The organism is Streptomyces sp. NPDC005774, assembly GCF_042871645.1.
GTDB classification, from domain to species: domain Bacteria; phylum Actinomycetota; class Actinomycetes; order Streptomycetales; family Streptomycetaceae; genus Streptomyces; species Streptomyces pratens.
In genome coordinates this window covers 16,714-42,425 of record NZ_JBIAIV010000055.1, presented here as the reverse complement: position 1 = coordinate 42,425, position 25,712 = coordinate 16,714, and the positions used below count along the sequence as shown (strand labels likewise).

26 protein-coding genes and 2 pseudogenes are annotated in these 25,712 nt (G+C 71.4%); 14 read left to right on the top strand and 14 right to left on the bottom strand.

The features are described 5' to 3' along the window. Positions 1–414 precede the first annotated feature (414 nt). Positions 415–843, top strand: coding sequence for a pyridoxamine 5'-phosphate oxidase family protein (locus tag ACFYQA_RS33165; protein WP_388925965.1), 429 nt, complete (start codon positions 415–417; stop codon positions 841–843). A gap of 134 nt (positions 844–977) precedes the next feature. After that, positions 978–1,424, top strand: a complete 447-nt coding sequence (locus ACFYQA_RS33160; protein ID WP_386403650.1) for a type II toxin-antitoxin system PemK/MazF family toxin — start codon at positions 978–980, stop codon at positions 1,422–1,424. Between the two features lie 34 nt (positions 1,425–1,458). On the opposite strand, the pseudogene ACFYQA_RS33155 reads toward ACFYQA_RS33160, so the two are convergent. After that, positions 1,459–1,737, bottom strand: a pseudogene (locus tag ACFYQA_RS33155) (hypothetical protein); the annotation flags it as partial. A gap of 133 nt (positions 1,738–1,870) precedes the next feature. Here ACFYQA_RS33155 and egtA point away from each other — a divergent pair. The 5 genes from egtA to ACFYQA_RS33130 all read left to right on the top strand — a co-directional run bounded on the left by egtA (position 1,871) and on the right by ACFYQA_RS33130 (position 6,680). Further along, the gene (egtA, locus tag ACFYQA_RS33150) at positions 1,871–3,226 is read left to right on the top strand and encodes an ergothioneine biosynthesis glutamate--cysteine ligase EgtA (protein WP_388925961.1); all 1,356 of its coding nucleotides are present in this window, start codon (positions 1,871–1,873) and stop codon (positions 3,224–3,226) included. Next, entirely contained in the window at positions 3,223–4,548 is a 1,326-nt protein-coding gene (gene egtB / locus ACFYQA_RS33145; protein ID WP_388925958.1) for an ergothioneine biosynthesis protein EgtB, read from the top strand. Before egtA ends, egtB begins: the two co-directional genes overlap by 4 nt. Beyond that, entirely contained in the window at positions 4,548–5,366 is an 819-nt protein-coding gene (egtC, locus tag ACFYQA_RS33140; RefSeq protein ID WP_388925955.1) for an ergothioneine biosynthesis protein EgtC, read from the top strand. Before egtB ends, egtC begins: the two co-directional genes overlap by 1 nt. Next, complete coding sequence (gene egtD / locus ACFYQA_RS33135) at positions 5,363–6,325, top strand: L-histidine N(alpha)-methyltransferase (protein ID WP_388925952.1); 963 nt, start codon at positions 5,363–5,365, stop codon at positions 6,323–6,325. The genes egtC and egtD overlap by 4 nt, the downstream gene beginning before the upstream one ends. Positions 6,326–6,464: 139 nt before the next feature. Beyond that, positions 6,465–6,680 carry a dodecin gene (locus ACFYQA_RS33130; RefSeq protein ID WP_381370372.1) on the top strand — a complete coding sequence of 72 codons (216 nt, stop codon included), beginning with the start codon at positions 6,465–6,467 and terminating at the stop codon, positions 6,678–6,680. A 95-nt stretch (positions 6,681–6,775) separates the two neighbouring features. Here the strand turns inward: ACFYQA_RS33130 and ACFYQA_RS33125 are convergent, their stop codons facing one another. Next, on the bottom strand, positions 6,776–7,267 hold the full coding sequence (locus tag ACFYQA_RS33125) for a hypothetical protein (protein WP_388925949.1): 492 nt from the start codon (positions 7,265–7,267) through the stop codon (positions 6,776–6,778). Between the two features lie 452 nt (positions 7,268–7,719). Here ACFYQA_RS33125 and ACFYQA_RS33120 point away from each other — a divergent pair, with 452 nt between their 5' ends. Both ACFYQA_RS33120 and ACFYQA_RS33115 read left to right on the top strand, forming a co-directional pair. Continuing rightward, a complete protein-coding gene (locus ACFYQA_RS33120) occupies positions 7,720–7,932 on the top strand; it encodes a BBE domain-containing protein (RefSeq protein ID WP_388925946.1) in 213 nt (70 codons plus the stop codon). Between the two features lie 34 nt (positions 7,933–7,966). Then, positions 7,967–9,007 carry an LLM class flavin-dependent oxidoreductase gene (locus tag ACFYQA_RS33115; RefSeq protein ID WP_388925943.1) on the top strand — a complete coding sequence of 347 codons (1,041 nt, stop codon included), beginning with the start codon at positions 7,967–7,969 and terminating at the stop codon, positions 9,005–9,007. A 34-nt stretch (positions 9,008–9,041) separates the two neighbouring features. On the opposite strand, the gene ACFYQA_RS33110 is transcribed toward ACFYQA_RS33115, so the two are convergent. The 6 genes from ACFYQA_RS33110 to ACFYQA_RS33085 form a co-directional block, all read right to left on the bottom strand. After that, a complete protein-coding gene (locus tag ACFYQA_RS33110) occupies positions 9,042–10,100 on the bottom strand; it encodes a PRC and DUF2382 domain-containing protein (protein WP_388925940.1) in 1,059 nt (352 codons plus the stop codon). A gap of 86 nt (positions 10,101–10,186) precedes the next feature. Further along, the gene (locus tag ACFYQA_RS33105) at positions 10,187–11,110 is read right to left on the bottom strand and encodes a lysophospholipid acyltransferase family protein (RefSeq protein WP_388925937.1); all 924 of its coding nucleotides are present in this window, start codon (positions 11,108–11,110) and stop codon (positions 10,187–10,189) included. After that, positions 11,107–11,901 (bottom strand): GNAT family N-acetyltransferase, encoded by a 795-nt coding sequence (locus ACFYQA_RS33100; protein ID WP_388925934.1) that lies wholly within the window; start codon positions 11,899–11,901, stop codon positions 11,107–11,109. Before ACFYQA_RS33100 ends, ACFYQA_RS33105 begins: the two co-directional genes overlap by 4 nt. Positions 11,902–12,141: 240 nt before the next feature. After that, entirely contained in the window at positions 12,142–12,891 is a 750-nt protein-coding gene (locus tag ACFYQA_RS33095; RefSeq protein WP_388925931.1) for a succinate dehydrogenase/fumarate reductase iron-sulfur subunit, read from the bottom strand. Then, entirely contained in the window at positions 12,888–14,837 is a 1,950-nt protein-coding gene (locus tag ACFYQA_RS33090; RefSeq protein ID WP_388925928.1) for a fumarate reductase/succinate dehydrogenase flavoprotein subunit, read from the bottom strand. Before ACFYQA_RS33090 ends, ACFYQA_RS33095 begins: the two co-directional genes overlap by 4 nt. Position 14,838: 1 nt before the next feature. Beyond that, positions 14,839–15,510: a succinate dehydrogenase gene (locus ACFYQA_RS33085; protein ID WP_388925925.1), complete on the bottom strand. Its 672-nt coding sequence runs from the start codon at positions 15,508–15,510 to the stop codon at positions 14,839–14,841. A 131-nt stretch (positions 15,511–15,641) separates the two neighbouring features. Here ACFYQA_RS33085 and ACFYQA_RS33080 point away from each other — a divergent pair, with 131 nt between their 5' ends. Next, the gene (locus ACFYQA_RS33080; RefSeq protein ID WP_388925922.1) at positions 15,642–16,526 is read left to right on the top strand and encodes a LysR family transcriptional regulator; all 885 of its coding nucleotides are present in this window, start codon (positions 15,642–15,644) and stop codon (positions 16,524–16,526) included. Positions 16,527–16,535: 9 nt separating this feature from the next. Here the strand turns inward: ACFYQA_RS33080 and ACFYQA_RS33075 are convergent, their stop codons facing one another. The 4 genes from ACFYQA_RS33075 to ACFYQA_RS33060 form a co-directional block, all read right to left on the bottom strand. Beyond that, positions 16,536–16,934, bottom strand: a complete 399-nt coding sequence (locus ACFYQA_RS33075) for a DUF4440 domain-containing protein (protein WP_388925919.1) — start codon at positions 16,932–16,934, stop codon at positions 16,536–16,538. A 48-nt stretch (positions 16,935–16,982) separates the two neighbouring features. Then, positions 16,983–19,127, bottom strand: coding sequence for a putative bifunctional diguanylate cyclase/phosphodiesterase (locus tag ACFYQA_RS33070; protein ID WP_388925916.1), 2,145 nt, complete (start codon positions 19,125–19,127; stop codon positions 16,983–16,985). Beyond that, positions 19,124–19,936, bottom strand: coding sequence for an SAM-dependent methyltransferase (locus ACFYQA_RS33065; protein WP_388925913.1), 813 nt, complete (start codon positions 19,934–19,936; stop codon positions 19,124–19,126). Before ACFYQA_RS33065 ends, ACFYQA_RS33070 begins: the two co-directional genes overlap by 4 nt. Before the next feature lie 391 nt (positions 19,937–20,327). Then, the gene (locus ACFYQA_RS33060; RefSeq protein WP_388925910.1) at positions 20,328–21,251 is read right to left on the bottom strand and encodes an SCO0930 family lipoprotein; all 924 of its coding nucleotides are present in this window, start codon (positions 21,249–21,251) and stop codon (positions 20,328–20,330) included. Positions 21,252–22,020: 769 nt separating this feature from the next. On the opposite strand from ACFYQA_RS33060, the gene ACFYQA_RS33055 reads away from it, so the two are divergent. The 3 genes from ACFYQA_RS33055 (at position 22,021) to ACFYQA_RS33045 (ending at position 23,736) form a co-directional block, all read left to right on the top strand. Further along, positions 22,021–22,152, top strand: coding sequence for a hypothetical protein (locus ACFYQA_RS33055; RefSeq protein ID WP_388925907.1), 132 nt, complete (start codon positions 22,021–22,023; stop codon positions 22,150–22,152). Positions 22,153–22,205: 53 nt separating this feature from the next. Beyond that, positions 22,206–22,970, top strand: a complete 765-nt coding sequence (locus ACFYQA_RS33050) for a hypothetical protein (protein WP_388925904.1) — start codon at positions 22,206–22,208, stop codon at positions 22,968–22,970. A 223-nt stretch (positions 22,971–23,193) separates the two neighbouring features. Then, positions 23,194–23,736: a hypothetical protein gene (locus ACFYQA_RS33045; protein ID WP_388925901.1), complete on the top strand. Its 543-nt coding sequence runs from the start codon at positions 23,194–23,196 to the stop codon at positions 23,734–23,736. Here the strand turns inward: ACFYQA_RS33045 and ACFYQA_RS33040 are convergent. Next, positions 23,617–23,910 (bottom strand): annotated as a pseudogene (locus tag ACFYQA_RS33040) (hypothetical protein); the annotation flags it as partial. The gene ACFYQA_RS33045 and the pseudogene ACFYQA_RS33040 overlap by 120 nt on opposite strands. A gap of 168 nt (positions 23,911–24,078) precedes the next feature. Here ACFYQA_RS33040 and ACFYQA_RS33035 point away from each other — a divergent pair. Then, the gene (locus ACFYQA_RS33035; RefSeq protein ID WP_388925899.1) at positions 24,079–24,744 is read left to right on the top strand and encodes a class F sortase; all 666 of its coding nucleotides are present in this window, start codon (positions 24,079–24,081) and stop codon (positions 24,742–24,744) included. Between the two features lie 36 nt (positions 24,745–24,780). Here the strand turns inward: ACFYQA_RS33035 and ACFYQA_RS33030 are convergent, their stop codons facing one another. Beyond that, positions 24,781–25,620, bottom strand: a complete 840-nt coding sequence (locus tag ACFYQA_RS33030; RefSeq protein ID WP_386392691.1) for a polysaccharide deacetylase family protein — start codon at positions 25,618–25,620, stop codon at positions 24,781–24,783. Positions 25,621–25,712: the final 92 nt, after the last annotated feature.

Genomic DNA, 25,712 nt, shown 5'->3' with positions numbered 1-25,712 from the left:
CTCGGCAACATCCTCGCCGCTACCGCGATCAACATCATCCGACTCGACGCCTGGCTGACCGAAACCCCACCCGGCGGCACCAGAGCCTCACACCTGGCCCGCCTCGAACTCACAGCCTGAATCACCCTCACAACAGCCAGTTCGCGGATTTCCCAACGGAGTCGTTCACGAGGGGGAGGAAGTCAAGTCGATGACGATCAGCGCGGTCCTGCCCATGGCACCCGTTCTCCTTCGGCCGCCCGAACTCGGACGGGATCCGACGGCAGGGCCCGGCCGTCCCTGCCGGACCCCACCGGCCCCCGGGGTACCCACCTGCACCGTTTTCACGCGTCGGCACCTGCTTTCCAGGGGCCGGCGGCTCATCAGGGCCGTCCGGCCCTAGCCCGGCCGGGATCGGCCGCCGACCATGGACTGATGTTCCAGAGCGATGGTTTCCGTGCACTCGAACGCCAGGAGTGCCTGCGCCTGCTGGCCAAGGTGCCGGTCGGTCGCGTCGTGTACACCCGGCAGGCACTGCCCGCCGTCCTGCCCATCAATTTCTCCCTGGACACGGACGCCTCCGTGCTGCTGTGCACTTCGCGGGACTCCGACCTGGTGCGTGCGATCGACGGGGTCGTGGTGGCCTTCGAGGCCGACGAGTTCCATGCCGAGCACCGGGCCGGATGGAGCGTGGTGATCACGGGCCGGGCCGCGGTGGTGACCGATCCCGCCGAACACGAGCGGCTGCTGCGGACCGGACCCGATTCCTGGGTGCCGATGCGGGACGGGGTCTTCGTACGGATCGAGGCCGGAATGGTTTCGGGCAGGGAACTCACGGGCGTGAGCGTGCACGACACAGCGTGACCTTCCACCGCGTGCACCGCGTGCACCACGTGCACCACCAGCGCTGTGCGCGGCGGTCCACCGGAGGCCGTACGCCTCCCCTGCCGTGCAAGGCAGTTGATCACGGCCCCGGTGTCATCCCGTACGGTACGTCTGTGACCGAGTACAGCACTGATGAAGTCCCCGGACGCTTCGGCCCCACTGCCACCACGGAGGCCGAGCCCGGCGGGGTGGGCCGGGTACGCACGGAGTACTCGCCCGAGCGCGACGGCGACCCCGACCCGGGGGAAATAGTCTGGACCTGGGTCCCCTACGAGGAGAACGACGGCCGGGGCAAGGACCGTCCGGTACTCGTGGTCGCGCGGGAGCCGGCCGGGACCTTCCTCGCGGTGCAGCTGTCGAGCAAGCAGCGCAACGGGGACCGGGACTGGGTGCCGATCGGGAGCGGGCCGTGGGACCGCTCGGGCCGCGATTCATGGGTCGCCGTCGACCGGGTGCTGCGGCTGCACGAGGACGGCATGCGCCGCGAGGCGTGCGCACTGGACCGGATGCGGTTCAATCTGGTGCGTCACCGGCTGCGCGAGCGGTACGGCTGGAACTGACCTTCACCCGATCCGCTGCCGAGTCCCCCAAGAGGCCGTCGGCCGGAGCGCGGTAGCCTCCCGACGCCACGATCCGCTCGGTCTCCCGCGCGATGCCGCGCAGACGCGCGCTCACGCCGCGACCCCCGTACGCGCCGTGACCGCGCGCCCCGCGATCGCCCCCGTGGTCTTCGCCGGCATGTCGCCCGGCCTTTCCCCCGTCGTGCTCATAGGGGCATCGTGAGCGATGCTGAGGAGGCGACGCAACGGAGTTTCCCCCACGGAAGGCCCGGGAGGCGGGGGGGAAAAGCCCTCGGAAACGGGCGGGAAGGATGGGTTACCGGCCCGGAACTCCCGCCAGGCGCTCTTGTGCCGGACGTCGTGAGGGTTTTGGCTGGACGAGTTGATGCCTGCCCGGCAAAAGACCCCGGGCCGGCGACATGGAGGTATCTCAGGAGGATTCCCACATGTCCGATTCGGCAAGCGCCTGTATCGAGCCCCGTCCCGCCGTCACCGAAGCCGAGGCGGAGGCCCTCGTACGGGGCATCTGCTTCAAGACCGGACCACCACGTCGCCTCGGTGTGGAGGTGGAATGGCTGGTCCACGAGCTACGGACCCCGCAGCTCCCCGTGACATCCGAACGACTTGAAGCGGCCTACGCCGCTCTGCGGACCGTGCCCCTGAGTTCGGCGCTCACCGTCGAGCCCGGAGGCCAGCTGGAGCTCAGCTCACAGCCCGCCGCCTCCCTCATGGAGTGCGTCGACGCCGTCCGCGCCGACCTCGACGCCGTCCGCGCGGCACTGCGCGAGGACGGTCTCGGTCTCGTCGGCCTCGGCCACGATCCCTGGCACCCACCGCGCCGGTTCCTGCGCGAACCGCGCTACGACGCCATGGAGGCCTGTCTCGACCGCACCGGCCCCGCCGGCCGCGCCATGATGTGCGCCTCGGCCTCCGTACAGGTGTGCCTGGACGCCGGGTACGAGGAACCCGGCACCCTCGGTCATGTGCGGCGCTGGTGGCTGGCGCACCAACTGGGCCCGGTGCTGGTGGCCGCGTTCGCCAACTCCCCGCTGGCCGGGCACCGGCCCACCGGCTGGTTGTCCACCCGGCAGCTGCGCTGGGCCCAGATCGGCACCGGCCGCGCGGGCGGCCCCGTGCTGAACTCCGAGCCGCGCGGCACCTGGGCCCGGCACGTCCTGGACGCGCCGGTGATGTGCGTACGGCAGGACAGCGGGCCGTGGGACGTGCCGGACGGGCTGACCTTCCGCGAGTGGACCAGGTCCGGGGTGCCGAGGGCGCCCACCCGGGAGGACCTCGACTACCACGTCACGACGCTGTTCCCGCCGGTCAGGCCGCGCGGCCATCTGGAGCTGCGGATGATCGACGCGCAGCCCGGGGACAACGGCTGGATCGTGCCTCTGGCCGTGACGACGGCACTGTTCGACGATCCGGAGGCCTCCGAGACGGCCTACCGGGCGGTGAAACCGCTGGCCGAACGGACCCATGGCATGCCCGCGCCGCACAACCCGCTGTGGCGGGACGCGGCCCGCGACGGCCTGGCCGACCCGGAACTGCGCGAGGTGGCCGCCGTCTGCTTCTCGGCGGCGCTGCGGGCCCTCCCCGGGCTCGGTGCCACGACCGAGGTCGTGGACGCGGTGGCGGCGTACCAGGATCGTCATGTCGCCCGCGGCCGCTGCCCGGCCGACGACCTGCTCGACGCCCTGCGCACCGGAGCCGACGGCGCGCGCCCCCACAGCACCTACAGCGCTCCCGGCCCGCACGCGCACGGAGCGCATCCGTACGGGAAGGACACCTCCTCATGACCGATCCCGCCCTCGACGCCGAAGCCCTGCGCGAGCGCGCGGTCGCCTCGCTGGTCACCGCGCGTGACCGGACCACTCTGCTGACCAGCTGTGTCGACGGGCCCGATCTCACCGCGCAGCACTCACCGCTGATGTCGCCGCTGGTGTGGGACCTCGCCCACATAGGCAATCAGGAGGAACAGTGGCTGCTGCGGGCCGTCGGCGGGCAGGAGGCGATACGGCCCGAGATCGACAGCGTCTACGACGCCTTCGAGCACCCGCGCGCCGAGCGGCCGAAGCTGCCGCTGCTGCCTCCCGAGGAGGCCCGCCGCTACGCCTCGGACGTGCGCGGCCGGGCGCTGGACGTGCTCGAGAGCACCGCGTTCCACGGCGAGCGGCTGACCGAGGCGGGGTTCGCCTTCGGGATGGTCGCGCAGCACGAACAGCAGCATGACGAGACGATGCTGATCACCCATCAGCTGCGCAGCGGCCCGCAGGCTCTGACGGCACCGGATCCGGAGCCGGTGCCGCTGTTCACCGGTCCGTCCGAAGTGCTCGTCCCGGGCGGCCCGTTCACCATGGGTACCTCGGACGAGCCGTGGGCGCTGGACAACGAACGTCCGGCGCACCGGCGCGAGGTGGCACCGTTCCACATCGACACGACGCCGGTGACGAACGCCGCGTACCAGGCGTTCATCGAGGACGGCGGCTACGACGAGCCGCTCTGGTGGACCGCGGAGGGCTGGGCCCACATCCGCCGGAACTCCGTCACCGCCCCGCTGTTCTGGCGCCGGGACGGCGGGCAGTGGCTGCGGCGCCGCTTCGGCGCGACCGAGGCCGTGCCGCCCGACGAGCCGGTGCTGCACGTGTGCTGGTACGAGGCGGACGCGTACGCCCGCTGGGCCGGGCGCCGGCTGCCCACCGAGGCCGAGTGGGAGAAGGCCGCCCGGCACGACCCGGCCGGCGACCGTTCGGCACGCTATCCCTGGGGCGACGCCGACCCCGGCCCGGAGCACGCCAACCTCGGCCAGCGCCACCTGCGGCCCGCGCCCGCGGGCAGCTATCCGGCCGGTGAGTCGCCGCTCGGGGTGCGTCAGTTGATCGGCGACGTGTGGGAGTGGACGTCCAGCGACTTCCTGCCCTACCCGGGGTTCAGGGCGTTCCCGTACAAGGAGTACTCAGAGGTGTTCTTCGGGACTGGGTACAAGGTGCTGCGCGGCGGTTCGTTCGCGGTGGACCCGGTGGCCTGCAGGGGCACGTTCCGCAACTGGGACCATCCGGTCCGACGGCAGATCTTCTCCGGGTTCCGGACGGCCCGCACGGCTCGCTCGGAGAATTCCTGATGTGCCGTCATATCGCGTACGTGGGTCCCGAGGAGCCGCTCGGCCGGCTCCTCGTGGACCCGCCGTACGGGCTGTACCACCAGTCGTGGGCGCCCCGGCACCAGCGGTACGGGACCGTCAACGCCGATGGTTTCGGGGTGGGCTGGTACGCGCCCGGGGACCCGGTGCCGGCCCGGTACCGCAGGGCGGGGCCGATCTGGGGAGATCCGTCGTTCGCCGATCTCGCCCGGGTCGTCCGCACCCCGGCGCTGCTCGCGGCCGTACGGGACGCGACCCTGCCGGGGGCGGACGGCGAGGCCGCGGCGGCGCCGTTCGCCGCGGGGGCCTGGCTGTTCAGCCACAACGGGGCCGTACGGGGCTGGCCGGGCACGCTCGCGCCGCTCGTCACGGCCCTGCCGCCCGAGGACGTGCTGTCGCTCGAGGCCCGCAGCGATTCCGCGTTCGTGTGGGCCCTGGTGCTCGCCAGGCTGCGGGCCGGGGACGAGGAGGGGCAGGCACTGGCCGACACCGTGCTGGAGGTCGCCGCGGCGGCCCCCGCATCCCGGCTCAACCTGGTGCTCACCCAGGGCGACACGATCACCGCGACCGCGTGGGGCGACACGCTGTGGTACCTCGCCCGGCCGGGCGGCGGCACCGTCGTGGCCTCCGAGCCGTACGACGACGATCCGCACTGGCGCGAGGTTCCCGACCGCACCCTGCTGGCCGCGAGCCGCACGGACGTGCTGCTCACCCCCCTCAAGGAACCGGGTGACGCCCCGGCGAGCACCGGCACACCGGTACCGCACACACCGGCACCACCGAAGGAGCCCCGCACGTGAGTCCGTTCCGTGTCACCCGCACCCTGCCCGAGGACGCCACCGACGCCGCCCTGCGCGCCGATGTCCTCCAGGGCCTGACCTCCAGCCCCAGGACACTGCCGCCGAAGTGGTTCTACGACGCGCGGGGCAGTGAGCTGTTCGAGGAGATCACCGGGCTGCCGGAGTACTACCCGACGCGCGCCGAGCGCGAGATCCTGCTCGCCCGCTCCGGTGAGATCGCCGGGGCGTCCGGTGCCCGTACCCTCATCGAACTGGGCTCCGGCTCCTCGGAGAAGACCCGCCATCTGATCGACGCCCTGACCGGGCTGCACACGTACGTCCCCGTCGACGTCAGCGAGAGCGCCCTGACCTCGGCGGGGCAGGCACTGGCCGCCGAGCGGCCCGGGCTGAACGTGCACGCCCTGATCGACGACTTCACCCGCAGCATGACGCTGCCCGACACTCCGGGCCCGCGCCTGGTGGCGTTCCTGGGCGGCACGATCGGCAATCTGCTGCCCGCCGAGCGGGCCGTGTTCCTGGCCTCCGTACGCACGATGCTCGCCCCCGGGGACGCGCTGCTCCTCGGCACGGACCTGGTCAAGGACGAGAAGGTGCTGGTCCGGGCGTACGACGACGCGGCCGGGGTGACGGCCGCGTTCAACAGGAACGTCCTGACCGTCATCAACCGGGAGCTGGGTGCCGACTTCGATCCGGCCGCCTTCGACCATGTGGCCGCGTGGGACGCCGAACACGAGTGGATCGAGATGCGCCTGCGCTCGCGCGACCGGCAGTCGGTGAAGATCCAGGCGCTCGATCTCGCCGTCGACTTCGCCACGGGCGAGGAACTGCGCACCGAGATTTCAGCGAAGTTCCGCAAGGAGGGAATACGTGGCGAACTAGCCACTGCAGGGCTGGAGTTGACGCGGTGGTGGACGGACGGGGAGGGCCGGTTCGCGCTGTCGCTCAGCGTGGCGCGCTGACGGAGGGATGCCAGGCACGTGTGGGGCCCGAGGGGCGGACATCTCGCGCTCGCGCACCGCCTGGGGGACGGTGGAGTGACGTGCGACACAAGAAGCGGCCCTCGTACCGGTGGGAGCCGCCGGCGAGAGGAGCACCCGCATGTCCAACCACACCTACCGGGTCACGGAAATCGTCGGCACCTCACCCGACAGCGTGGAACAGGCCGTCCGCAACGGCGTCGAGCGTGCCTCGCAGACCCTGCGCAATCTGGACTGGTTCGAGGTGACCCAGGTGCGTGGCCAGATCGAGGAGGGCCGCATCGCGCACTGGCAGGTGGGCCTGAAGGTCGGCTTCCGTCTGGACGAGCCGGCCTGAGCCGCCCGCCCGGCCCCGGAGGCGGCCGCGAGCAGCCGGGCGCGTTCACGGCACGGGGGCCGTGCACACCCGGAGGGGAGCGGGAGGGGCGGACGTCACGTCCGCCCCTCCCGCTGCTGCGCCGCCCTCAGCTCCCCCGACGGGGCCGTCCAGCGGGCGTGCACCACGGTGAATCCCGCCCGCCGGGCGTCCGCGCAGACCAGTTCGTCGTCGTCCACGAGCACCCGGATCTCCCGGGTGCGGGCGAGGCGGCTCAGGATCGCGAGCTTGGTGTACCGGGCGGGCCGCCGGTCGGCGTCGCCGCGCATGTGCAACGGCCCTTCGGGCAGCCCCTGGGCGGCCAGCCAGTCCAGCGTGTCGCGCCGGCAGCGCTCGGGGCGTCCGGTGAGGTAGACGATCTCGCACTCCCGCGCGCTCTCGTGCACCAGCGCGATGCCCTCCGCGAGGGACGCGTCCTCGGGCGCGGCGGCGAAGAAGGCGTCCCAGTCACGCGGCCTGCGCTCCAGGAACCGCTGCCGGTGCCCGGTGTCGGCGAGGGTGTTGTCCAGGTCGAACACGGCGAGCGGGCGCTTGTCACGGTTGGTCACGCCGCTCAGCCTAGGCCCGAGGCCGGTTCCATCGGGCACCGAGGAGGAGAGCCTCGGCTGCCCCGCGCGGAAGATGTCCCGCGGCAGCACCCGGCACCGCCGCGTGAGGCGGACGGACGGCCACCGCACCCCGCGGGTCCCGGTCACCGTCGACGGCGTGCGCCACCCGGCTCCCGGCTCCCGGCTCCCGCAGCGTCCGGTCGGAGCGGCCGATGACCCCGGTCGCGCGCTGCCCCTGTTGCGCGGGGCGCTGGCGCTCTGGCTGGAGCTCCGGATCCCGTACGAGGCGGCCCGGGTGCGGATGGCCCTGGCCGCGGCCGGCCGCGGCGGTGGTGACGACGAGGGGGCGCGGATGGAGTTGCGGGCGGCCCTGGAGTCCTTCGACCGGTTGGGCGCCGAACCGGACACGCGACGGGCGGCAGCGCTGCTCGCCAGTGGGCCGCCCCGGCCGGGTGGACTGCGAGACGCACAAGGGATGGGTGCGGGCCTTCCACCGGGCGCTCGAACCGCATGCCATGGGCGGGGCCTACGTGAACTTCATGGACGGTGACGACCAGGACCGCGTCCGGGTGAACTACCGGGGCAACCACGCCCGGCTGGTCGCCGTGAAGCGGCGCTACGACCCGAGGAACCTGTTCCGCCTCAATCACGACATCGCTCCGTGAGGAATCGCCGGGCCCGGCAGGTGTTGAACCTCGTATGAGCCCTTTGATCGCCTCGGCCCGCTTCTCCGTCCTCGACCGCTCGCGTACCCGTGAGGGACACAGCGGTCCCGAGGCGCTGCGCGACACCGTGCGCCTGGCGCGGGAGCTGGAGGAGCTCGGCTACCACCGCTTCTGGGTCTCGGAGCACCACGGCGTGCCCGGGGTCGCGGGCTCCGCGCCGACGGTACTGGCCGCCGCCGTCGCCGCGGCGACCCGGACGATCCGCGTCGGCACGGGCGGCGTCATGCTGCCCAACCATCAGCCGCTCGTCGTGGCCGAGCAGTTCGGGGTGCTGGAGTCGCTTTTCCCCGGGCGCATCGATATGGGCCTGGGCCGCTCCGTCGGCTTCACCGACGGGGTCCGCAAGGCTCTGGGGCGCGACAAGGACGACGCCGAGGACTTCGGCGCCCAGCTCGACGAGCTGCTCGGCTGGTTCCGCGGCACCTCCCCCACCGGTGTGCACGCCCGCCCGGCCGAGGGCCTGACCGTGCCGCCGTTCGTGCTGGCCATGGGTGAGGGCGCGACGATCGCCGCCCGCGCGGGCCTGCCCATGGTCATCGGCGACCTGCGCGGCCGCGACCGGATGCGGCGTGGCATCGACCACTACCGGGAGCACTTCCGCCCGTCCGCCTGGGCGAGCGAGCCGTATGTGGTGATCTCCGGGACGGTCGCTGTGGCGGACACTCCCGAACAGGCCCGCCGGCTGCTGATCCCGGAGGCCTGGTCGATGGCGCATTCCCGGACCCACGGCGTCTTCCCGCCGCTGCCGCCCGCCGGGCGCGTCGAGTCGTTCACCATGACGGCCAGGGAACGCGACCTGTACGAGTCCGGGCTGGGCGGCCACATCGTCGGCACCGAGGAGCAGGTGGCCGGCGAACTGGAAACGGTACTGAAGGAGACGAGCGCCCAGGAGGTCCTCGTCACCACCAGTACCCACGACCGCACGGCCCTGCTGGACTCCTACCGGCGGCTCGCCGCCCTGACCGGCCTCGTCGGGCCCACGGACACGGAGGGCGACGGGGCGGCGCGCCGGTGAGCGGACCCGCCGACGCGCACCCGGTGCCCTCCGGTCATGCGCGGCCCCGGCGTGGAACGTCGCGGCCCCGTCCGGCGGCGTCGTCCCGCCGCGCGGTGGTGTCCGGAACGCCCTCGCTCTCGATGCGCTCCTTGCGGACGCGGCCCCGTACGGTCTCGTTCTCGACGTGCTCCTCCATGGTCAGCCGCACCCGCTCGACGGGTACCGCCCTGGTTTCCACAATGGGCCGCTCCTCGTGCAGCGTGATCTCGTAGTCGGCCTCGCCCATCTCGGCGCCGGACAGGGCGGCTTCGCGGTCGGCCTCCGTGATCGGCTCCCGCACCAGGCGCACCTCCTCATGGCGCACGGGCACGGTCTGTTCGACGTCCTCCGTCACGACGTACTTGTGCAGCTTGGCCCGGCCGGTCTCGCGCCGCTCGACGCGGACATGCATCTCCTCCTCCATGCGTGTCATGGACTCGGCGCCCTGACCTGCCCGCACGCCGGTCCCGCCGGCGGTCGCGGCGGCACCCGTGGGACCGGTCCTGCCGGAGGTCGTCGGCGTTCCCGTCGCGGCCGCCGATGCCGTCCCCGCGGTGGTGGTCGTCCTGGTCGCCGTCCGGTCCTTGCCCGACGTACGGGCCGTACCGGCGGCACCTGCCGTCCCGCCCCGGCCCGCAGTTCCGGCGAAACCGGCAGCTCCGGCGACACCGGCGGCTCCGGCCTTGCCCATGCCGGGGCGCTTGTCGGTCCGGCCCTCACCGGAGCTCTTGGAGTCGTCGCGCAGCACGCCGCCCCAGTCGATGCCGTAGTAGTCGTACAGCCGGTGTTCCTCCGCCTCTGACAGGTGGCCGTGCGAGTCGACGTCGACGTCGGGTGCGCCCTTGATCTTGTCCTTGGGGTACGGGACTTCGAGGTGGTCCTCCACCAGTTCGGCGTCGCGGATCGGAATGAACGACTCACTGGTGCCGAACATGCCCGTCTTGACGCTCACCCACTCGGGTCGGCCGCTCATGTCGTCGAAGAAGACGTGCTTGGCCTCACCGATCTTGTTGCCCTCGCCGTCGTAGACGGGGTGATCCAGGAGAATCCTGACCTCATCGCGGGTGATCATCTGGCCTCACCCTCCTTTCAGGTATCACTCCCGTCCGGATGTCCTCCTTCGCGCGGTAAAAACTTCACATAAGGCGCAAAGCGTGCTTAATTTTCGACAGCGCTCACTTCCGGTGGTCGCGACCGGAGGTCCTCGACCGGGCAACGGGCCTGATGTCCGACCCTGTGCCCGGTCCGCCGCTCCACCCCCTGACCGGCCTGCCGCCCTGCCCGCCGACCGGCCCGATGGCCCCGCCCCGGACCGCCGTGCGGTTGCGCGGCGGCGGCCAGGGCGCGGCGGTCCGGGTGGCTGCCCGGCGGGATGGCGGACCGTATCCCGACCTCGGCGACCAGGCCCCGGGCCGAGACCACCCGCCACAGGGACGCGAACAGGGTGTCGTCCCCGACGAAGGCCGGGGCGGTGGCAGGGGTTCCGCTCGCGTCGCGGTAGCGGATGCGGACCGGCTGCACCGGGACTCCGGCGTCGATCGCCGCCTGGAAGGCCGCCCGGCGGAAGGAGCCTTCTCCCCGGCCGCACCAGGTGCTTCCCTCGGGGAAGACCGCGACGGCCGAGCCCTCGCCGAGCGCCGCGGCGACTCGGGCGACCGTGCCCGGAAGAGCGCGCAGCCGGTCGCGGTCGATGAACAGAACGCCGCTGCGCGCGACCAGCGGCCCCGCCAGCGGCCACTGCCGTATCTCGGCCTTGGCCAGCATGCGGGCCGGACGGACCGCGCTCAGCAACGGGATGTCCAGCCAGGAGATGTGGTTGGCGACGAGCAGCAGCCCGCCGGTGGGCACGGCGGCTCCGGTGATCCGGACCCGGACCCCGGCGGTCCGTACGATCCACCGGCACCACCGGCCCACGAGACCTGCCGGGATCCGCCGCCCGACGGGCAGCAGCAGGACCCCGGCGAGCACCAGGACGACGACCGCGGTCAGCCGCAGCGCCGCTCCCGGTAGGGCCCTCGCGGTCCCCGTCGGCACCACGCAGCCGCTCGGAGTGCAGGGCGCGCCGGGTAGCCAGACGCTCATTTCGCCGGCACGAGGGAGAGGAAGTGCCGCAGATAACGCTGGTTGACCCGGTTCATCGGCAGCAGCACATACAGGTCGGCTACCCCGAAGTCCGCGTCGTGCGCGGGCTCGCCGCAGACCCAGGCGCCGAGCCGGAGGTAGCCGCGCAGCAGGGCGGGCAGCTCGGTGCGGGCGGCGGGTGCCGCGGTCGTCGGCCCGGGTACTGCGGTCGTCGGCCGCCACGGGTGCAGAGGGCGTACGCGGTACTCCTCGGGGGCGAGGTGCTTGCCCTGGACGCGGTCCCAGGTGGCGGCGGCGAGCGTGCCACCGTCGGCGAGCGGGACGGAGCAGCAGCCCGCGAGCCACTCGTGGCCCCGGTCGATCATGTAGCGGGCGATGCCGGCCCAGATGAGGCCGATGACCGCGCCGTCGCGGTGGCCGGGGTGCACGCAGGAGCGGCCGACCTCGACGAGACCCGGCCGGATCGGGTCGAGGGCGGCGATGTCGAACTCGGTCTCCGCGTACAGGCGGCCGGCGACCGCGGCGCGCTCGGGCGGCAGCAGCCGGTAGGTTCCGACGACCTGGCCGCTCACCTCCTCGCGCACGAGCAGGTGGTCGCAGTAGGCGTCGAAGGGGTCGACGTCCAGGCCCGGCTGCGGGGTGGCCAGCAGGGCACCCATTTCTCCGGCGAAGACGTCGTGCCGCAGCCGCTGGGCGGCGCGCACGTCGTCCTCGTCGCGGGCGAGGGTGACGGTGTAGCGGGTGGGCGCCGCGGGCTTGGCGGGGTGGTCTGCGGTCAGGACGGCGGTCATGGCTCTCTCCTGGTCACGTGCCGGAGCGGGGTGGGACGGGGACTCCCCTTGTTTCTGCCGATGCCGGTTGGCGTGTACGTGACCTGAGCCGGGAGTACGGATGTGGGGATGCTGAATGCCTGGCGTCGCCCGCACAGCGGCGGGCGTGGCCCGGACAGCAGACGGGACCGGGGATGAGCACCACTCCCGGTCCCGCCCGTCCGCCCCCTGGCGAACGTTTCCCTGCTGCCCGCCCGGCGGTTACCGGCCGGTTCCCTTGGCCGTGGCGCGCAGCCACTCCTTGTTCATCGCGGTGATGGAGAACAGCGGGATGCCCTTGGGGCAGGCGGTGGCGCATTCTCCGGCGAGGGTGCAGCCGCCGAAGCCCTCGTCGTCCATCTGCGCCACCATGTCGAGCACCCGGGTCTCGCGCTCGGGCGCGCCCTGCGGCAGCACGTTGAGGTGGTTGATCTTCGCCGAGGTGAAGAGCATCGCGGCGCCGTTGGGGCAGGCCGCGACGCAGGCGCCGCAGCCGATGCACTCGGCGTGCTCGAAGGCGAGGTCCGCGTCCGGCTTCGGAACGGGCGTGGCGTGCGCCTCGGGCGCGGAGCCGGTGGGGACGCTGACGTAACCGCCTGCCTGGATGATCCGGTCGAAGGCCGTCCGGTCGACGACGAGGTCCTTCACCACCGGGAAGGCCGCCGCCCGCCACGGTTCGACGTCGATGGTGTCGCCGTCCTTGAAGGACCGCATGTGCAGCTGGCAGGTGGTGGTGCGCTCGGGGCCGTGGGCGTCGCCGTTGATGACCAGCGAGCAGGCGCCGCAGATGCCCTCGCGGCAGTCGTGGTCGAAGGCGACCGGGTCCTCGCCCTCGAGGGTGAGTTCCTCGTTGAGGGTGTCGAGCATCTCCAGGAAGGACATGTCGGGTGAGATGCCGTCCACTTCGTACGTGGACATGGCGCCGTCGGCGTCGGCGTTCTTCTGCCGCCAGACGCGCAGGGTGAGCTTCATGCGTAGCTCCGCTGAGTGGGGTGGACGTACTCGAAGACGAGGTCTTCCTTGTGCAGGACGGGAGCGTCGCCCGTGCCGGTGAACTCCCAGGCGGCGGCGTAGGTGAACTCCTCGTCCCGGCGGGCGGCCTCGCCGTCGGGGCTCTGGGACTCCTCGCGGAAGTGGCCGCCGCAGGATTCGGCGCGGTGCAGGGCGTCGAGGCACATCAGCTCGGCGAGCTCGAGGTAGTCGACGATGCGGTTGGCCCGCTCCAGGGACTGGTTGAACTCCTCGCCGGTGCCGGGGACCTTGATCCGCCGCCAGAACTCCTCGCGGATCTGCGGGATGCGCTCCAGCGCCTTGCGCAGGCCCGATTCGGTGCGGGCCATGCCGCAGAACTCCCACATGAGTTCGCCGAGTTCGCGGTGGAAGGAGTCGGGGGTGCGGTCGCCGTCGACGGACAGCAGCAGGTTCAGCCGGTCCTCGGTCTGCGCCAGGACCTCCTGGACCTCCGGGTGTTCGGCGTCGACCTCGTCCTTGTGCGGGTTGCGCGCCAGGTAGTCGTTGATGGTGGCCGGGAGGACGAAGTAGCCGTCGGCCAGGCCCTGCATCAGCGCGGAGGCGCCGAGCCGGTTGGCGCCGTGGTCGGAGAAGTTGGCCTCGCCGATGGCGAACAGGCCGGGGACGGTGGTCTGCAGGTCGTAGTCGACCCACAGGCCGCCCATCGTGTAGTGCACGGCGGGGTAGATCCGCATCGGCACCCGGTACGGGTCCTCGTCGGTGATCTGCTGGTACATGTCGAAGAGGTTGCCGTACTTGGCCTCGACCGCCTTGCGGCCCAGCCGTTCGATGGCGTCGGCGAAGTCGAGGTAGACACCCTGGCCGCCGGGGCCGACGCCCCTGCCCTCGTCGCAGACGTTCTTCGCGGCGCGGGAGGCGATGTCGCGGGGCACCAGGTTGCCGAAGGACGGGTAGATGCGCTCCAGGTAGTAGTCGCGCTCGTCCTCGGGGATCTCGTTCGGCGGGCGGTCGTCGCCCTTGGCCCTGGGCACCCAGATGCGGCCGTCGTTGCGCAGCGACTCGCTCATCAGCGTCAGTTTGGCCTGGTGGTCGCCGGTGCGCGGGATGCAGGTGGGGTGGATCTGGGTGAAGCAGGGGTTGGCGAAGTACGCGCCACGCCGGTGCGCCCGCCAGACGGCGGTCGCGTTGGAGTTCATGGCGTTGGTCGACAGGTAGAAGACGTTGCCGTAGCCGCCGGTGGCGAGGACGACCGCGTCCGCGAAGTAGGTGTCGATCTTTCCGGTGATCAGGTCCCGGGCGACGATTCCGCGGGCCCGGCCGTCGATGACGATCAGGTCGAGCATCTCGGTGCGCGCGTGCATCTCGACGTTGCCGGCGGCGATCTGCCTCGAGAGCGCCTGGTAGGCGCCGAGGAGGAGCTGCTGGCCCGTCTGGCCGCGGGCGTAGAAGGTGCGGGAGACCTGGACGCCGCCGAAGGAACGGGTGTCGAGCAGGCCGCCGTACTCGCGGGCGAACGGCACGCCCTGGGCGACGCACTGGTCGATGATCTCGACGGAGATCTGCGCGAGCCGGTGCACGTTGGACTCGCGCGAGCGGAAGTCGCCGCCCTTGACGGTGTCGTAGAAGAGGCGGTGCACGGAGTCGCCGTCGTTGCGGTAGTTCTTCGCCGCGTTGATGCCGCCCTGGGCAGCGATCGAGTGGGCCCGGCGCGGGGAGTCCGTGTAGCAGAACTGGACGACGTTGTAGCCCTGTTCGGCGAGCGTGGCACCGGCGGAGCCGCCGGCGAGGCCGGTGCCGACGACGATGACGGTCTGCTTGCGCCGGTTGGCGGGGTTGACCAGCTTGGCCTCGAAGCGGCGCTTGTCCCAGCGCTCCGCGATCGGCCCGGACGGGGCCTGGGTGTCGACGGCCGGCTCACCGGTCGCGTACTCGACATAGGTAGTCATATCAGCTCACCACTCCGGTCATGACGCCCACGGGGACGGCGAGGAAGCCGATCGTGAGCAGCAGCGCGAGGACGTTCGCCAGGCCCTTCAGGGCGCGGTCGCGGGTGCGGCTGCCGACGCCGAGGGTCTGGGCGGCGCTCCAGAAGCCGTGCCGGATGTGCAGGCCGACGGCGAGCACCGCGACGATGTAGATGACGTTGCCGTACCAGGTGGAGAAGGTGTCCACGACGTTCTGGTAGGGCTTGCCCTCCTCGAAGCCGCCGGAGTGCACGTGGCCGGTGGTCAGGTCGAGGATGTGCCAGACGATGAACAGGGCGAGGATGATCCCGCCCCAGCGCATGGTGCGCGTGGCGTAACTGGCCCGCGCCTTCTTGTGGACGTACTTGCTGGGGCGCGCCTTGATGTCGCGGCGGCTGAGCTGGTACGCGGAGACGGCGTGCGCGACGACCGCGACGACGAGCACGACGCGGACCACCCACAGGGCCCACTCGTAGTGCAGGAGCGGCTCGCCCATGGTGCGCAGCCAGTGCGCGTACTCGTTGAACTCGGGCGCGCCGAAGTAGATCTTCAGGTTGCCGAGCATGTGGGCGACCAGGTAGAGCAGCATGATCAGGCCGCTGACGGCCATCACTGTCTTCTTGCCGACGGTCGAGTTCCACACGTTGCGTGCCATGGACGGTCGTCGGTCCGTCCGCGTTGCCAGAGCCATGTCACAGAACGCTAGGGCCAAAGGCCCCCATCGGTCCAAGACATGGAATCCCTCGTTTCCATAGCTTCCCCCTATGGCGGCACTATGCTGGGCATATGCAGTTCCAGCAGCTCCAGTACTTCGTGGCGGTCGCCGAGACCCGGCACTTCACCCGGGCCGCGGAACTGGTCCATGTCGCACAGCCGTCCCTCTCCCAGCAGATCAAGGCACTGGAGCGGGAGCTGGGGGCGGATCTGTTCCTGCGGGCGCGCGGCAACATCACGCTGACCGACGCGGGCGAGGCACTGCTGCCGCTGGCCCGGCGCATCCTGGCCGACGCGGACACGGCCCGACACGAAGTGCAGGAGCTGGCCCAGCTGCGCAGCGGCCGGGTCAGGCTGGGGGCGACCCCGAGCCTGTGCACCGGGCTGCTGCCGGACGTGCTGCGCGCCTTCCACGACCGCTATCCGGGCGTCCGGCTGCTGATCGAGGAGAGCGGCTCCCACGACCTGGTGCGCGAGCTGGCCCGCGGTGCCCTGGACCTGGCCCTGGTCGTGCTGCCCCTGCCGACCCCCTCCCCCGCGCTCACCACGGTGGCGCTGCTGCGCGAGGACCTGGTGGTGGTCTCCTCCCCGGACGCCCCCAAGCCCGGCCGGGGCCGGCGCACCGTGCGCGTCGCCGATCTCGAGGGCGAGCGCCTGGTGATGTTCCGGCACGGCTACGACCTGCGGGAGCTGACGGTGGCCGCATGCCGCGCGGAGGGCTTCGAGCCGGACTTCGCGGTGGAGGGCGGGGAGATGGACGCCGTACTGGGCTTCGTCCGGGCGGGCCTGGGCCTGGCCGTGGTGCCCCGCATGGTCGCCGCGCGGTCCGGCCAGGGCCTGCGGGTCACCCCTTTGGCCCGCCCCGGCCTCGACCGCACCATCGCCCTGGCCCACCGCAGCGACGTGGCTCCGCCCAGAGCGGCCCGGGAGCTCCAGCGGATGCTCCTGGAGCGGTGAGCGTGCCGGTCAAGCCACCTCCGGAGGCACCGGAGTGCCCTGGTGGTAGTACATGCGCCAGCCCGTCCCCTCGTCACGCTTGCGCCACAGAGAGCTGCGCCGGGCGCGGCGGCCGTCGAAGCGGGTCTCGTAGGTGAGGTGCACCAGGCCGGGCGCGAGGAGGACGCCGCTGATCTCCGACGGCTCGTAGACCGGCCCGTCCACCGATCCGCCCGGGTGGTCGGGCAGCTCGGCTGCCATCTCCGCGTGGGTGTAACGCCGGCCGGAGGCGCCGACCTCGACGAACTCCGGGTCCAGCAGTGCGGCGGCGAGGAGGTGGGAGGCTCGGACGGCGGGGTCCATGAGGCGCAGTTCTGCCGTGATCGCCTCGCGCACGTCACCATTCACGTCGTCTGCCTCGTGTGTCATCCACACAGACTCACCTACGGCCCGGTGGGGCTGCGACCGAAACATGCCTCACCCCGTCGCGTCCACCAGAGCCAGTTCGTGCAGCCGCTCCGGAGGGCCCGGGCGGGCGTAGTACCAGCCCTGAGCGGTGTCGCAGCCGAGTATGCGGAGCTGTTCCGCCTGGGCTCCCGTCTCGACGCCCTCCACCGTCACGGCGAGGTCGAGGCTGTGGGCCAGGGAGACGATCCCCTCGACGATCTTGAGGTCGACCGGGTCCGCCGGGAACTGCTGCATGCTCTGGGTGAAGGAGCGGTCCAGCTTGAGGACGCTCACCGGGAGGCGACGCAGGTTGGCGAGGTTGGAGTAGCCGGTGCCGAAGTCGTCCAGGGCGATGTCCACGCCCATCTCGGCGAGTCTGCGCAGCGGCTTCAGCAGGTCGTCGTCCGCGCCGATGAGCGCCGACTCGGTCACCTCCAGGCACAGCGCGTTCGGCTCGACGCCGGTGCGCTCCAGGATGTCGACGGTGTCCTGGACCAGGCCGGGGTGGGTGAGCTGGCAGGGGGAGAGGTTCACGTTGACGCGTAGCGGGCCGAGCGCGTCCGCCCCGCCGTGCCGCTCCTGCCAGGTGCGGGCCTGGCGCACGGACTGCTCGAGCACCCAGCGGCCCAGCGGGACGATCAGCCCGGTGTGCTCGGCGAGCGGGATGAACCGGTCCGGCGACAGCACCCCGTGCTGCGGGTGCAGCCAGCGCACCAGCGCCTCGGCACCCCGGACGCTGCCGTCGCCGAGGTGGACCAGCGGCTGGTACTCGATGAAGAACTCGCCCCGTTCCAGCGCCGCGGGCAGCGCCGTGGTGAGGCCGTGCCGGGTGATGGCGCGGGCGTCGGACTCCGGGTCGGCGAGCTCGAAACGGTTGCCGCCCGCCGACTTGGCCCGGTACATGGTGATGTCGGCGCTGCGCAGCACCTCTGCCGGGCTGCGCTCCCCGGCCGGTCCCTCGACCACGCCGATGCTGCCGCGCACGGTCAGGTCCCGGCCGTCGACGCCGATGGGGGCGAGCAGCGCGTTCATGATGCGGGTGGCGAGTTCGTCGACCGTGTGCTGGGTGTCCGGGCCCGTGGTCAGCGCCACGAACTCGTCGCCGCCCAGCCGGGCGACCATCTCTCCGGGTGCCGTGGCGCAGGACTCGAGCCGGTCGGCGACCTCCACGAGCAGCCGGTCGCCGGCCGCGTGCCCGAGACTGTCGTTGACGGTCTTGAAGCCGTCCAGGTCGAGGTAGCACAGGCCGAAGCGCTGTCCCTCACCGGCGCTCAGCGCCTTCTCCAGCCGCTCGAAGAAGAACGTGCGGTTGGGCAGACCGGTCAGGGCGTCGTGGGTGGCCTCGTAGCGCAGCCGGAGATTGAGCAGCCGCCGCTCGGTGGTGTCCTCCATGAGCGCGAGCTGGTATTGCGGTTCGCCGTCGGCGTCGCGCAGCAGGGACACCGTGAGGTTGGTCCACAGGGCCGTGCCGTCGGGCCGGTAGAACGCCTTCTCGAGGTGGTAGTGCTCGCGCTCGCCGCGTACCAGCTCGTCGTAGAGGGCCCAGGTCTGCGGAGCGTCGTCGGGATGCGTCCACTCCAGGACGCTGCGGCTGCGCAGGCTCTGCTCGGACAGGCCGAACATGCGCAGCAGGGCGGCGTTGACCTGGAGGACGTTGCCCTTGAGGTCGGCGATGCCGATGCCTATGGCAGCGCCTTCGAAGACCGCGCGAAACCTTGCCTCGGTGGCGTGCAGGGCCTGTGCCACCACGCCCTGTGCCCGGAGCGCGGCCTGGGCGATGGCCTCCTGCTCGGCCAGCGTCCGTTCGCGCAGCGCCTGCGCGTATCCGGCGGCCATGGCGTGCTGCAGCCTGGCGCTGCGCGCCCTCAGGTCCTCGCCGTCTCCGTCCCCGCCGCAGTACAGGACGAGGTAGGCGTCCACGCAGTCCAGGGTCCGGCTGAGTACCTCCGGGTCGGTGCAGTGCGCCTCCACCAGGGCGGCGCCGACCGCCTTGCCGGTGTCCGGGTCGAACGCCCTCGCCCGGAGCGCCTCACTCAACCGCCTGGCCAGTGGGACCAGTTGTTTCTCGAGCTCCGGCCGGGTCGACGAGGTCGAGGTCACCGGGAAGACCGCCCGGCCCCAGATCGTCGCGAACCGGCGCAGTCTGCCCTCCGGCCCGTCCGGCTCCGCGCTCACGCTGTACGCCCCACGCCCGCGTAAGCCGAGAAGGCGTAGGGATCCTCGTCCTCCGATGCGGTCTCCGGCCGCCACTTCGGCATCGGCACCAGTCCGGGTTCCACCATGTCGTACCCCTCGAAGAACCGCGCGATCTCGTCGCGCGAGCGCATGATCAACGGGTTGCGGATGTTCCTGTACACGTCCACCGCGCCACCGGCCCGCTCCGGCGGCAACGGAATTCCCTCGTACGAGGCATGGGTGAGCATCAGCATACTGCCGGGCGCGAGCGCGTCACGCAGCTCGGCCACCGCCGCGTACGGGTCGTCCGCGTCCTCCACGAAGTGGAGTACGGCAACGAGCAGCAGCGCCACCGGCCGATTCAGGTCGATCAGGCGCCCCACCTCGTGACTTCCCAGAATTTCCTGGGGCTTTCGGAGGTCGGCGGCGACAACGTCCGCGTCCTCGTTGCCCTCGAGGACGGTCTGACTGTGCGCGACGGCCACCGGATCGTGGTCGACGTAGACCACTCGCGCGCCGGGAACGGCCGCCTGTGCCACCTCGTGCACATTGCCGAACGTCGGAATTCCGGAGCCGATGTCCAGGAACTGGGTGATGCCCTCGCCGGCCGCGAACCGCACCGCTCGGTGCAGGAACGCCCTGTTCGCCTGCATGATCTTGGGCAGTCCCGGCATGAACTCCATGGCACTGCGGGCCGCTTCCCGGTCGACCTCGAAGTTGTGCGAACCGCCCAGGTAGTAGTCGTACATACGGGAAACGCTGGGCACCGTGATGTCGATGCTCCGCGGGGCCCAGGCGGGACGCTCCATCTATCTCTCCACAGCGTTGGCGATCCGGTGTCCGAGCCGAGGCTACTGATCGCTCGCCAATGGAGCGACCCCAAACGGAAATTGACCATCCGTTCCCGGTCACTGCCTACGGCATGTGCCGAATTGGCAACCGTGCGCACACCATGAAAGGCATGTGCGGCATTCCGGAGAGTTCCGACACACGGGGAAGTCCGGCACGGGGGAGAAGCCGGGTGCGCGGAATGGCGCGACACGCGGAGAAACGGCCTGGCGGCGGAGGAAAGGTGAAGAGCACCGGAAATTCCACGAGTTCCGGCGAATCGCAGCAAAACGGTCCGCCTCTCCGCGGGACACGGAGAGGCGGACCGGGGTCGGCGGCGCCGGATGGGGACGACACCCTGGGGAGGTAGCGCTACTTCTCCGGTGCGCCGACCGGCTCTCCGTTCGGCCCCACCGCGTACCACGTCCCGCCGACGCCCTGGCCGTTGGTGTCACCCGCGGCCTTGTCGCCCGCGAAGGTGTAGATCGGCCAGCAGCCGATCGTCTGCTGCTCGGCCTTGTTGTCGGGGCGGGTGAAGGTCATGTAGTTCTTCTTCTTGATGCCCTTGGTGTCGTTGATGTCGACCGGCGCCACCACCGGCCACTTCTCCAGGCAGGCACCGGTGCAGGCGGAGACCGGCTTCGGCCAGGCCTCGTCCTTCATGAAGCGGTAGACCGTCCTGCCGTCCTTGTCGACGACGATCTCGCCGAGTTCGGGATCCTTGCGGGTGGACAGGCCGGGCTGCTCGGCGGTCTCCTGCGCCTTCTTGCCCTCGGGGGTCAGCGCGAACCACTTGCCGCCCACGCCCTGGCCCTTGACGTCGCCGGCGTTGACGTCCTTGACGTAGTGGTAGGCGGGCCAGCCGTCGACGGTGAGCTGCTTGGTGCCGTCGGCCCGGGTGGTCTCGCCGAGCAGGGACTCGTCGATGCCCTCGCCGGCGGCGGCGTCGTCGGCGAGCACCGGCGGCCAGGTCTCGGCACAGTCACCGTCGCAGTTGGACTTGGGAGGCTCGGCGGTGTCCTGGTCGAAGCGGTAGAGCGTGAGTCCGAGCTCGTCCGTCACCAGCTTGCCGAGTTTGGCGTTGGTGGCGACGGCCAGCTCGCCCGCGCCGCCGGCCGGACTCGTGGAGGCCCCCGCGCCGGCCCCGGTGTCGATGCCTCCGAGGTCTCCGGGCACGGCCGAGGCGCCCACGTTCTGACTGCTGGCCGGCGGGGTGTCCTGACCGCACGCCGTCGTCAGCGTCAGCACCACCGCGGCGCTCACCACCAGTGAGGCGGTCCGCCAGGAGGTCTTCATCTCAGCTCCAGATCATCGCAAGGGTGTTGCAGCGCCCTGCTGCGCCGCCGCTCGACGTGGAGTACGCACGACGGCACCTGCCGTGTTCAACGCGGGCCGATATTTCTTCCGGAGTCCACGGTTCCTCCCCGTATCGCCCCGTCCGCCCTTCCCGCATCGCACATCCACCCGCATTCCCCCAACGGGCGATCAGCACCGAATCAAACAGGAGTTGCCGGATTTACCCCCATCGAGGTATTTCGTCGGCACTCGCGCGTGTCCCGGCGGAGCGCGGCTCATGATCCTCGTCGTGCAAGGACTCGTACCGACCCGATCCGCCTTTGTCGCCCGCGTGTTGGCGGCGGCGACACTGACCTGGGCGCTCGTCGGCGCGCCGGACGCGGCGATGGCCGACGCCTGCGCCTACGCCTCGACCGGCCCGGGGGGAACGGAGGCGGTGGCGATCGTCGGAGACATGACCTGGCCGCTCCCGCCGCCCTGTTCACCCCCCGCACCCACACCCACACCGACCCCGCCACCACCTCTACCTCCACCACCTGCGCCCGAACCCACTCCGACCCCGTCGCCCCCCGCTCCCCCACCGCCGAAGCCCACCCCCACCTTCACCACCGCAAAGCCCGATCCGCCCCCACCTCCGCCTCCGCCCCCACGCCAGGCCCGTCCGGTACCGCCTCCCCCCGCCCCGGCCCCCACGCCCCCTCCACCACCGCACCCCACGCCCACACCGTCGGCCGCCCCCGCTCCCACCCCGCGCCCGTCCCTGACGCCCGTGCACTACCCCCGGTATCGCGCTGCATCCCCGGTCAAGCGGCCGTCCGGCGGCGCCACGTCACCGCTCACCTTCGTCCTGCTCATCGCCATGCCCGCGGTCGTCGCCATCGCCGCACTCCGGCCCCGCTGAGCCCGGATCCGCCTGTCCCCGCCGAACCCGACAACCCACCGTGGAGGCACCTCTTGCCGGAATGGCTTGTTCTCACCCTCGCGATGCTGGCCGTCTGCGTCGTGGTGGTCGTCATCACCCTCGTACGTCACCGCGCGGCACCCGACGACGAGGACCCCAGCGAGACCCCGGACGTCATCGAGTACATGACGATGTGGATCGGTGTGGTGTACGCCATCGTCCTGGGCCTGGCCATCGCCGGGGTCTGGGAGGGGCGCAACGCCGCCCAGGACCATGTGCGGGCGGAAGCGGCGGCGCTGCACGAGATCTCGGAGCGGGTACGGATCTATCCGGCAGACATCCGTGAACGCATTCGGGACGATGTCAACGCCTATGTCGGACACGTCGTGACCACCGAGTGGCGCGCCATGGCCGACGACGGACAGGTCACCGAGCGCGGGACGGAGCTGCTCGACCAGGTCCGCCGGGACGTCACCGACTACGAACCTGCGACGGATTTCGAGGCTCAGGCCTATCAGCCGCTCGTCGACCAGGTGTCCGCCGCCGACCAGGCACGCGCGGCCCGTGCGGAGTCGACCGGGGAGACCATGCCGGGCGTGGTGTGGTTCGGGCTGATCGGCGGCGCGGTCGTCACCATCGGGATGATCTTCGCACTGCAGATCCGGCGCACCCGGCGTGAGCTGATCCTCGCCGGACTGTTCTCGGCACTGATCGCCTTCCTGCTCTTCCTCATCTGGGATTTCGACGCACCGTTCAGCCGTGGACTCGCCGCGTCGGCCGATCCGTTCCGCCTCCTGTTCCCCGGCATCGGGAGCTGACCGGCCCGCACCACGGTTCCGGTCCCGGGGACGTGCGCCACACCGTGCGCGTCCCCCTCCCGCAGTATCGGTGGTCCCCCGTGCGGCCCACAGAAGTAACCCGTTCGCGCGCCTGCGATCGCGCCGCCCGGCGCGGCTTTCCAGCGTTTCGGGCATCGGGGACGCATCCCTGGCGCGAGCGGAACAGGTTCGCCGCTGCTCCCCGGGACCCGGAGGGCTCGCCATGCACGCGATACGCGTCGCTTCCGCCGCACTCCTGGGCGTCGGCGCCCTCGCACTCGCCCCCGCACCGGGTGCCGTCGCCGTGGACGGTGATGCCACGCCGTTCGGTTTCGGTCTCCGGCCCGCCCTCGTCGAGCCCGGCGACCTGATCACTCTGCGCGTGGACCGGACCGGCGGTGAGTGCGAGGGGCGCGCGACCGTCTCCTCACCGGTCCTCGACACCGTGACCATCCCGAAGAATCGCTCGAAGGCCACGACGGAGGTGTACCGGGACGCCAGGCCCGGCGCCGTCCACCAGGTGGCCTTCACCTGTGACGGGGTCACCGGCACCACGAGCCTGACCATCGCCGGTGGCCGCCCCGTGCCGCTCCCCTCCCCGCTGCCCGTGGAATCCGAGGGCTCGGCCGGGCACCCGAGGGGTGTGCACGCCGGGGAGGGCGACGATGTTGGACGGGCTGGGTACCCGGCCGCCGTCCGCGACGGCGGCCGGGGCGGCGAGCCCGAGGACGGCGACCGCGGCGCCCGCGGACGCCAGGGCACGTGACTTGCGCATGTGATCCTCCGAGGAAGACGCCCCGGGGCCGGTCCCCGGTCGATCGGCGAGAAAACGCCTCCCAGCAAAACCCTCAGTTGCCTTGCCCCTGCGCGTATTTCGGCAATGGTCCGTCCCGGTGAGGCGGCGGCCCGCCCGGATCCGTGCTTTCGGATATCGCCGCAGGCCACGGGCCGTCAGAGGATCTTCGTTCGGCGACACCCCGGGTGGCTTGCCGATCACCGCCCGGCCACCCGTTCACTCTTGCCCCGTCGCCGGTTGTGTGCACCGCCTTTAGCGTTTCTGCCATGCGCGAGTGACACGGCGACGGCCGTGTCGAGAGGGGAAAAGCGAATGTCTGCTTTCGAACCGGATGAATTCGAAGAGGAGGCGCGGCAGAGGAAGCGTGCTCCGTGGGGCGTGATAGCGCTGGTTCTGCTCACCGGCCTCGCGCTCATCCGAAATGGTTCGGGGGAGTTCGACGAGGGGCCGCCGCAGCCTGCCGTGGCCGCCGCGGACAGCAGGGTGCCCGGCGCCACCACGGCCGCGGCGGTGCGACCGCTGCCGTACTCGATTCCGGGCCGGGTCCGGATTCCGGCAATCCAGGTGGACGCACCGGTGATGGCGGTGGGTCTGGATGCGGAGGGGTGGGTGGACGCGCCGCCACCCGAGGACCCCAATCTGGCGGGCTGGTTCACCGGTGGAGTCACTCCCGGGGAGAAGGGCACGGCGGTCGTGGTCGGCCATGTCGACAACAATCTGGGCCCGGCCGTCTTCTACGGGCTCGGGGCTCTGAAGAAGGGCGATCGCGTCGAGATCGAGCGCCAGGACGGAAAAACCGCGGTGTTCGAGATCTACGGCATCGAGGTTTTCGCGAAGAGCGACTTTCCCGGTGACCGGGTCTACAACTCGAAGGGCTCGTCGGAATTGCGGGTCATCACCTGCGGTGGCGGTTTCACCCAGCAGAACGGTTACGACGGGAACGTCGTCGTCTTCGCCCGCCTGGCCGAGGCCCGCTGAGCGGCCGTCCCGTCCGGGCGGACGGGACGGCCCCGCTCAGACGTGGTGCCGGCGGGGCACCGTGACCCGGTAGCCGGAGTCCAGCAGTTCGGGCAGGTACTCGCGCAGGGCCCGCACGCTCTGGGAGCGGTCACCCCCGGCGTCGTGCGAGAGCACCACGACGCCGGGGGCGGCGCCGTTCTCCACCCGGTCGACGATGGTGCGGGTGCCGGGGCTGGTCCAGTCGAGGGTGTCCACGGTCCAGGCGAGGGGTTCCATGCCCAGTTCGGCGCCGAGTTGGAAGGCGGCGCGGTTCCAGGCTCCGTAGGGCGCGCGGAACCACTGGGGGCGTTCGCCGTACCCCTTCTCGATGATGTCGCAGGTGCGTTCCATCTCGGAGCGGATCCTGCCGCGGGTCAGACGGGTGAGCAGGGGGTGGGACCAGGTGTGGTTGCCGACGACGTGTCCCTCGTCGGACATGCGGGCCAGCAGGTCCTTGTTGAAGGAGACCATTTCCCCGCACACGAAGAACATCGCGCGGACGTCGTACGTCGCGAGCGTGTCGAGGATGTCCGGGGTGTAGCGGGGGTCGGGTCCGTCGTCGAAGGTCAGCACCATGGTGCTTCCCCGCCCGGAGACACGCAGCAGCGGTGCGCTCCGCACCGGGGTCCTACCGGGGGGCGTCCTGGGCGGGCCGTAGCCGGTGAGGGGTCTGAGGCGGTACGCGGAGGGCTTGAGCGGGCGGCCGGCGGCCTGGGCTCCGGCGGCGGGCGTGGTGGGGCGTGCCGCCTCGGTGCCGGGGCCCGTCGTGAGGAGTCCGGTCACGCCGGCCGCTCCCACGACGGCGGCGCCGGTGAGCAGCGCCCGGCGCCGCGTGAGCAACTGATCCTTCTGCATGACTCATCAGTCGCCCGCTGGACGACGGGTCATCTCGGCGACACCTGTGCGGCGGGGCGTTTCCACCCGCTCGGCCCAGTGCCGCCGCTGTA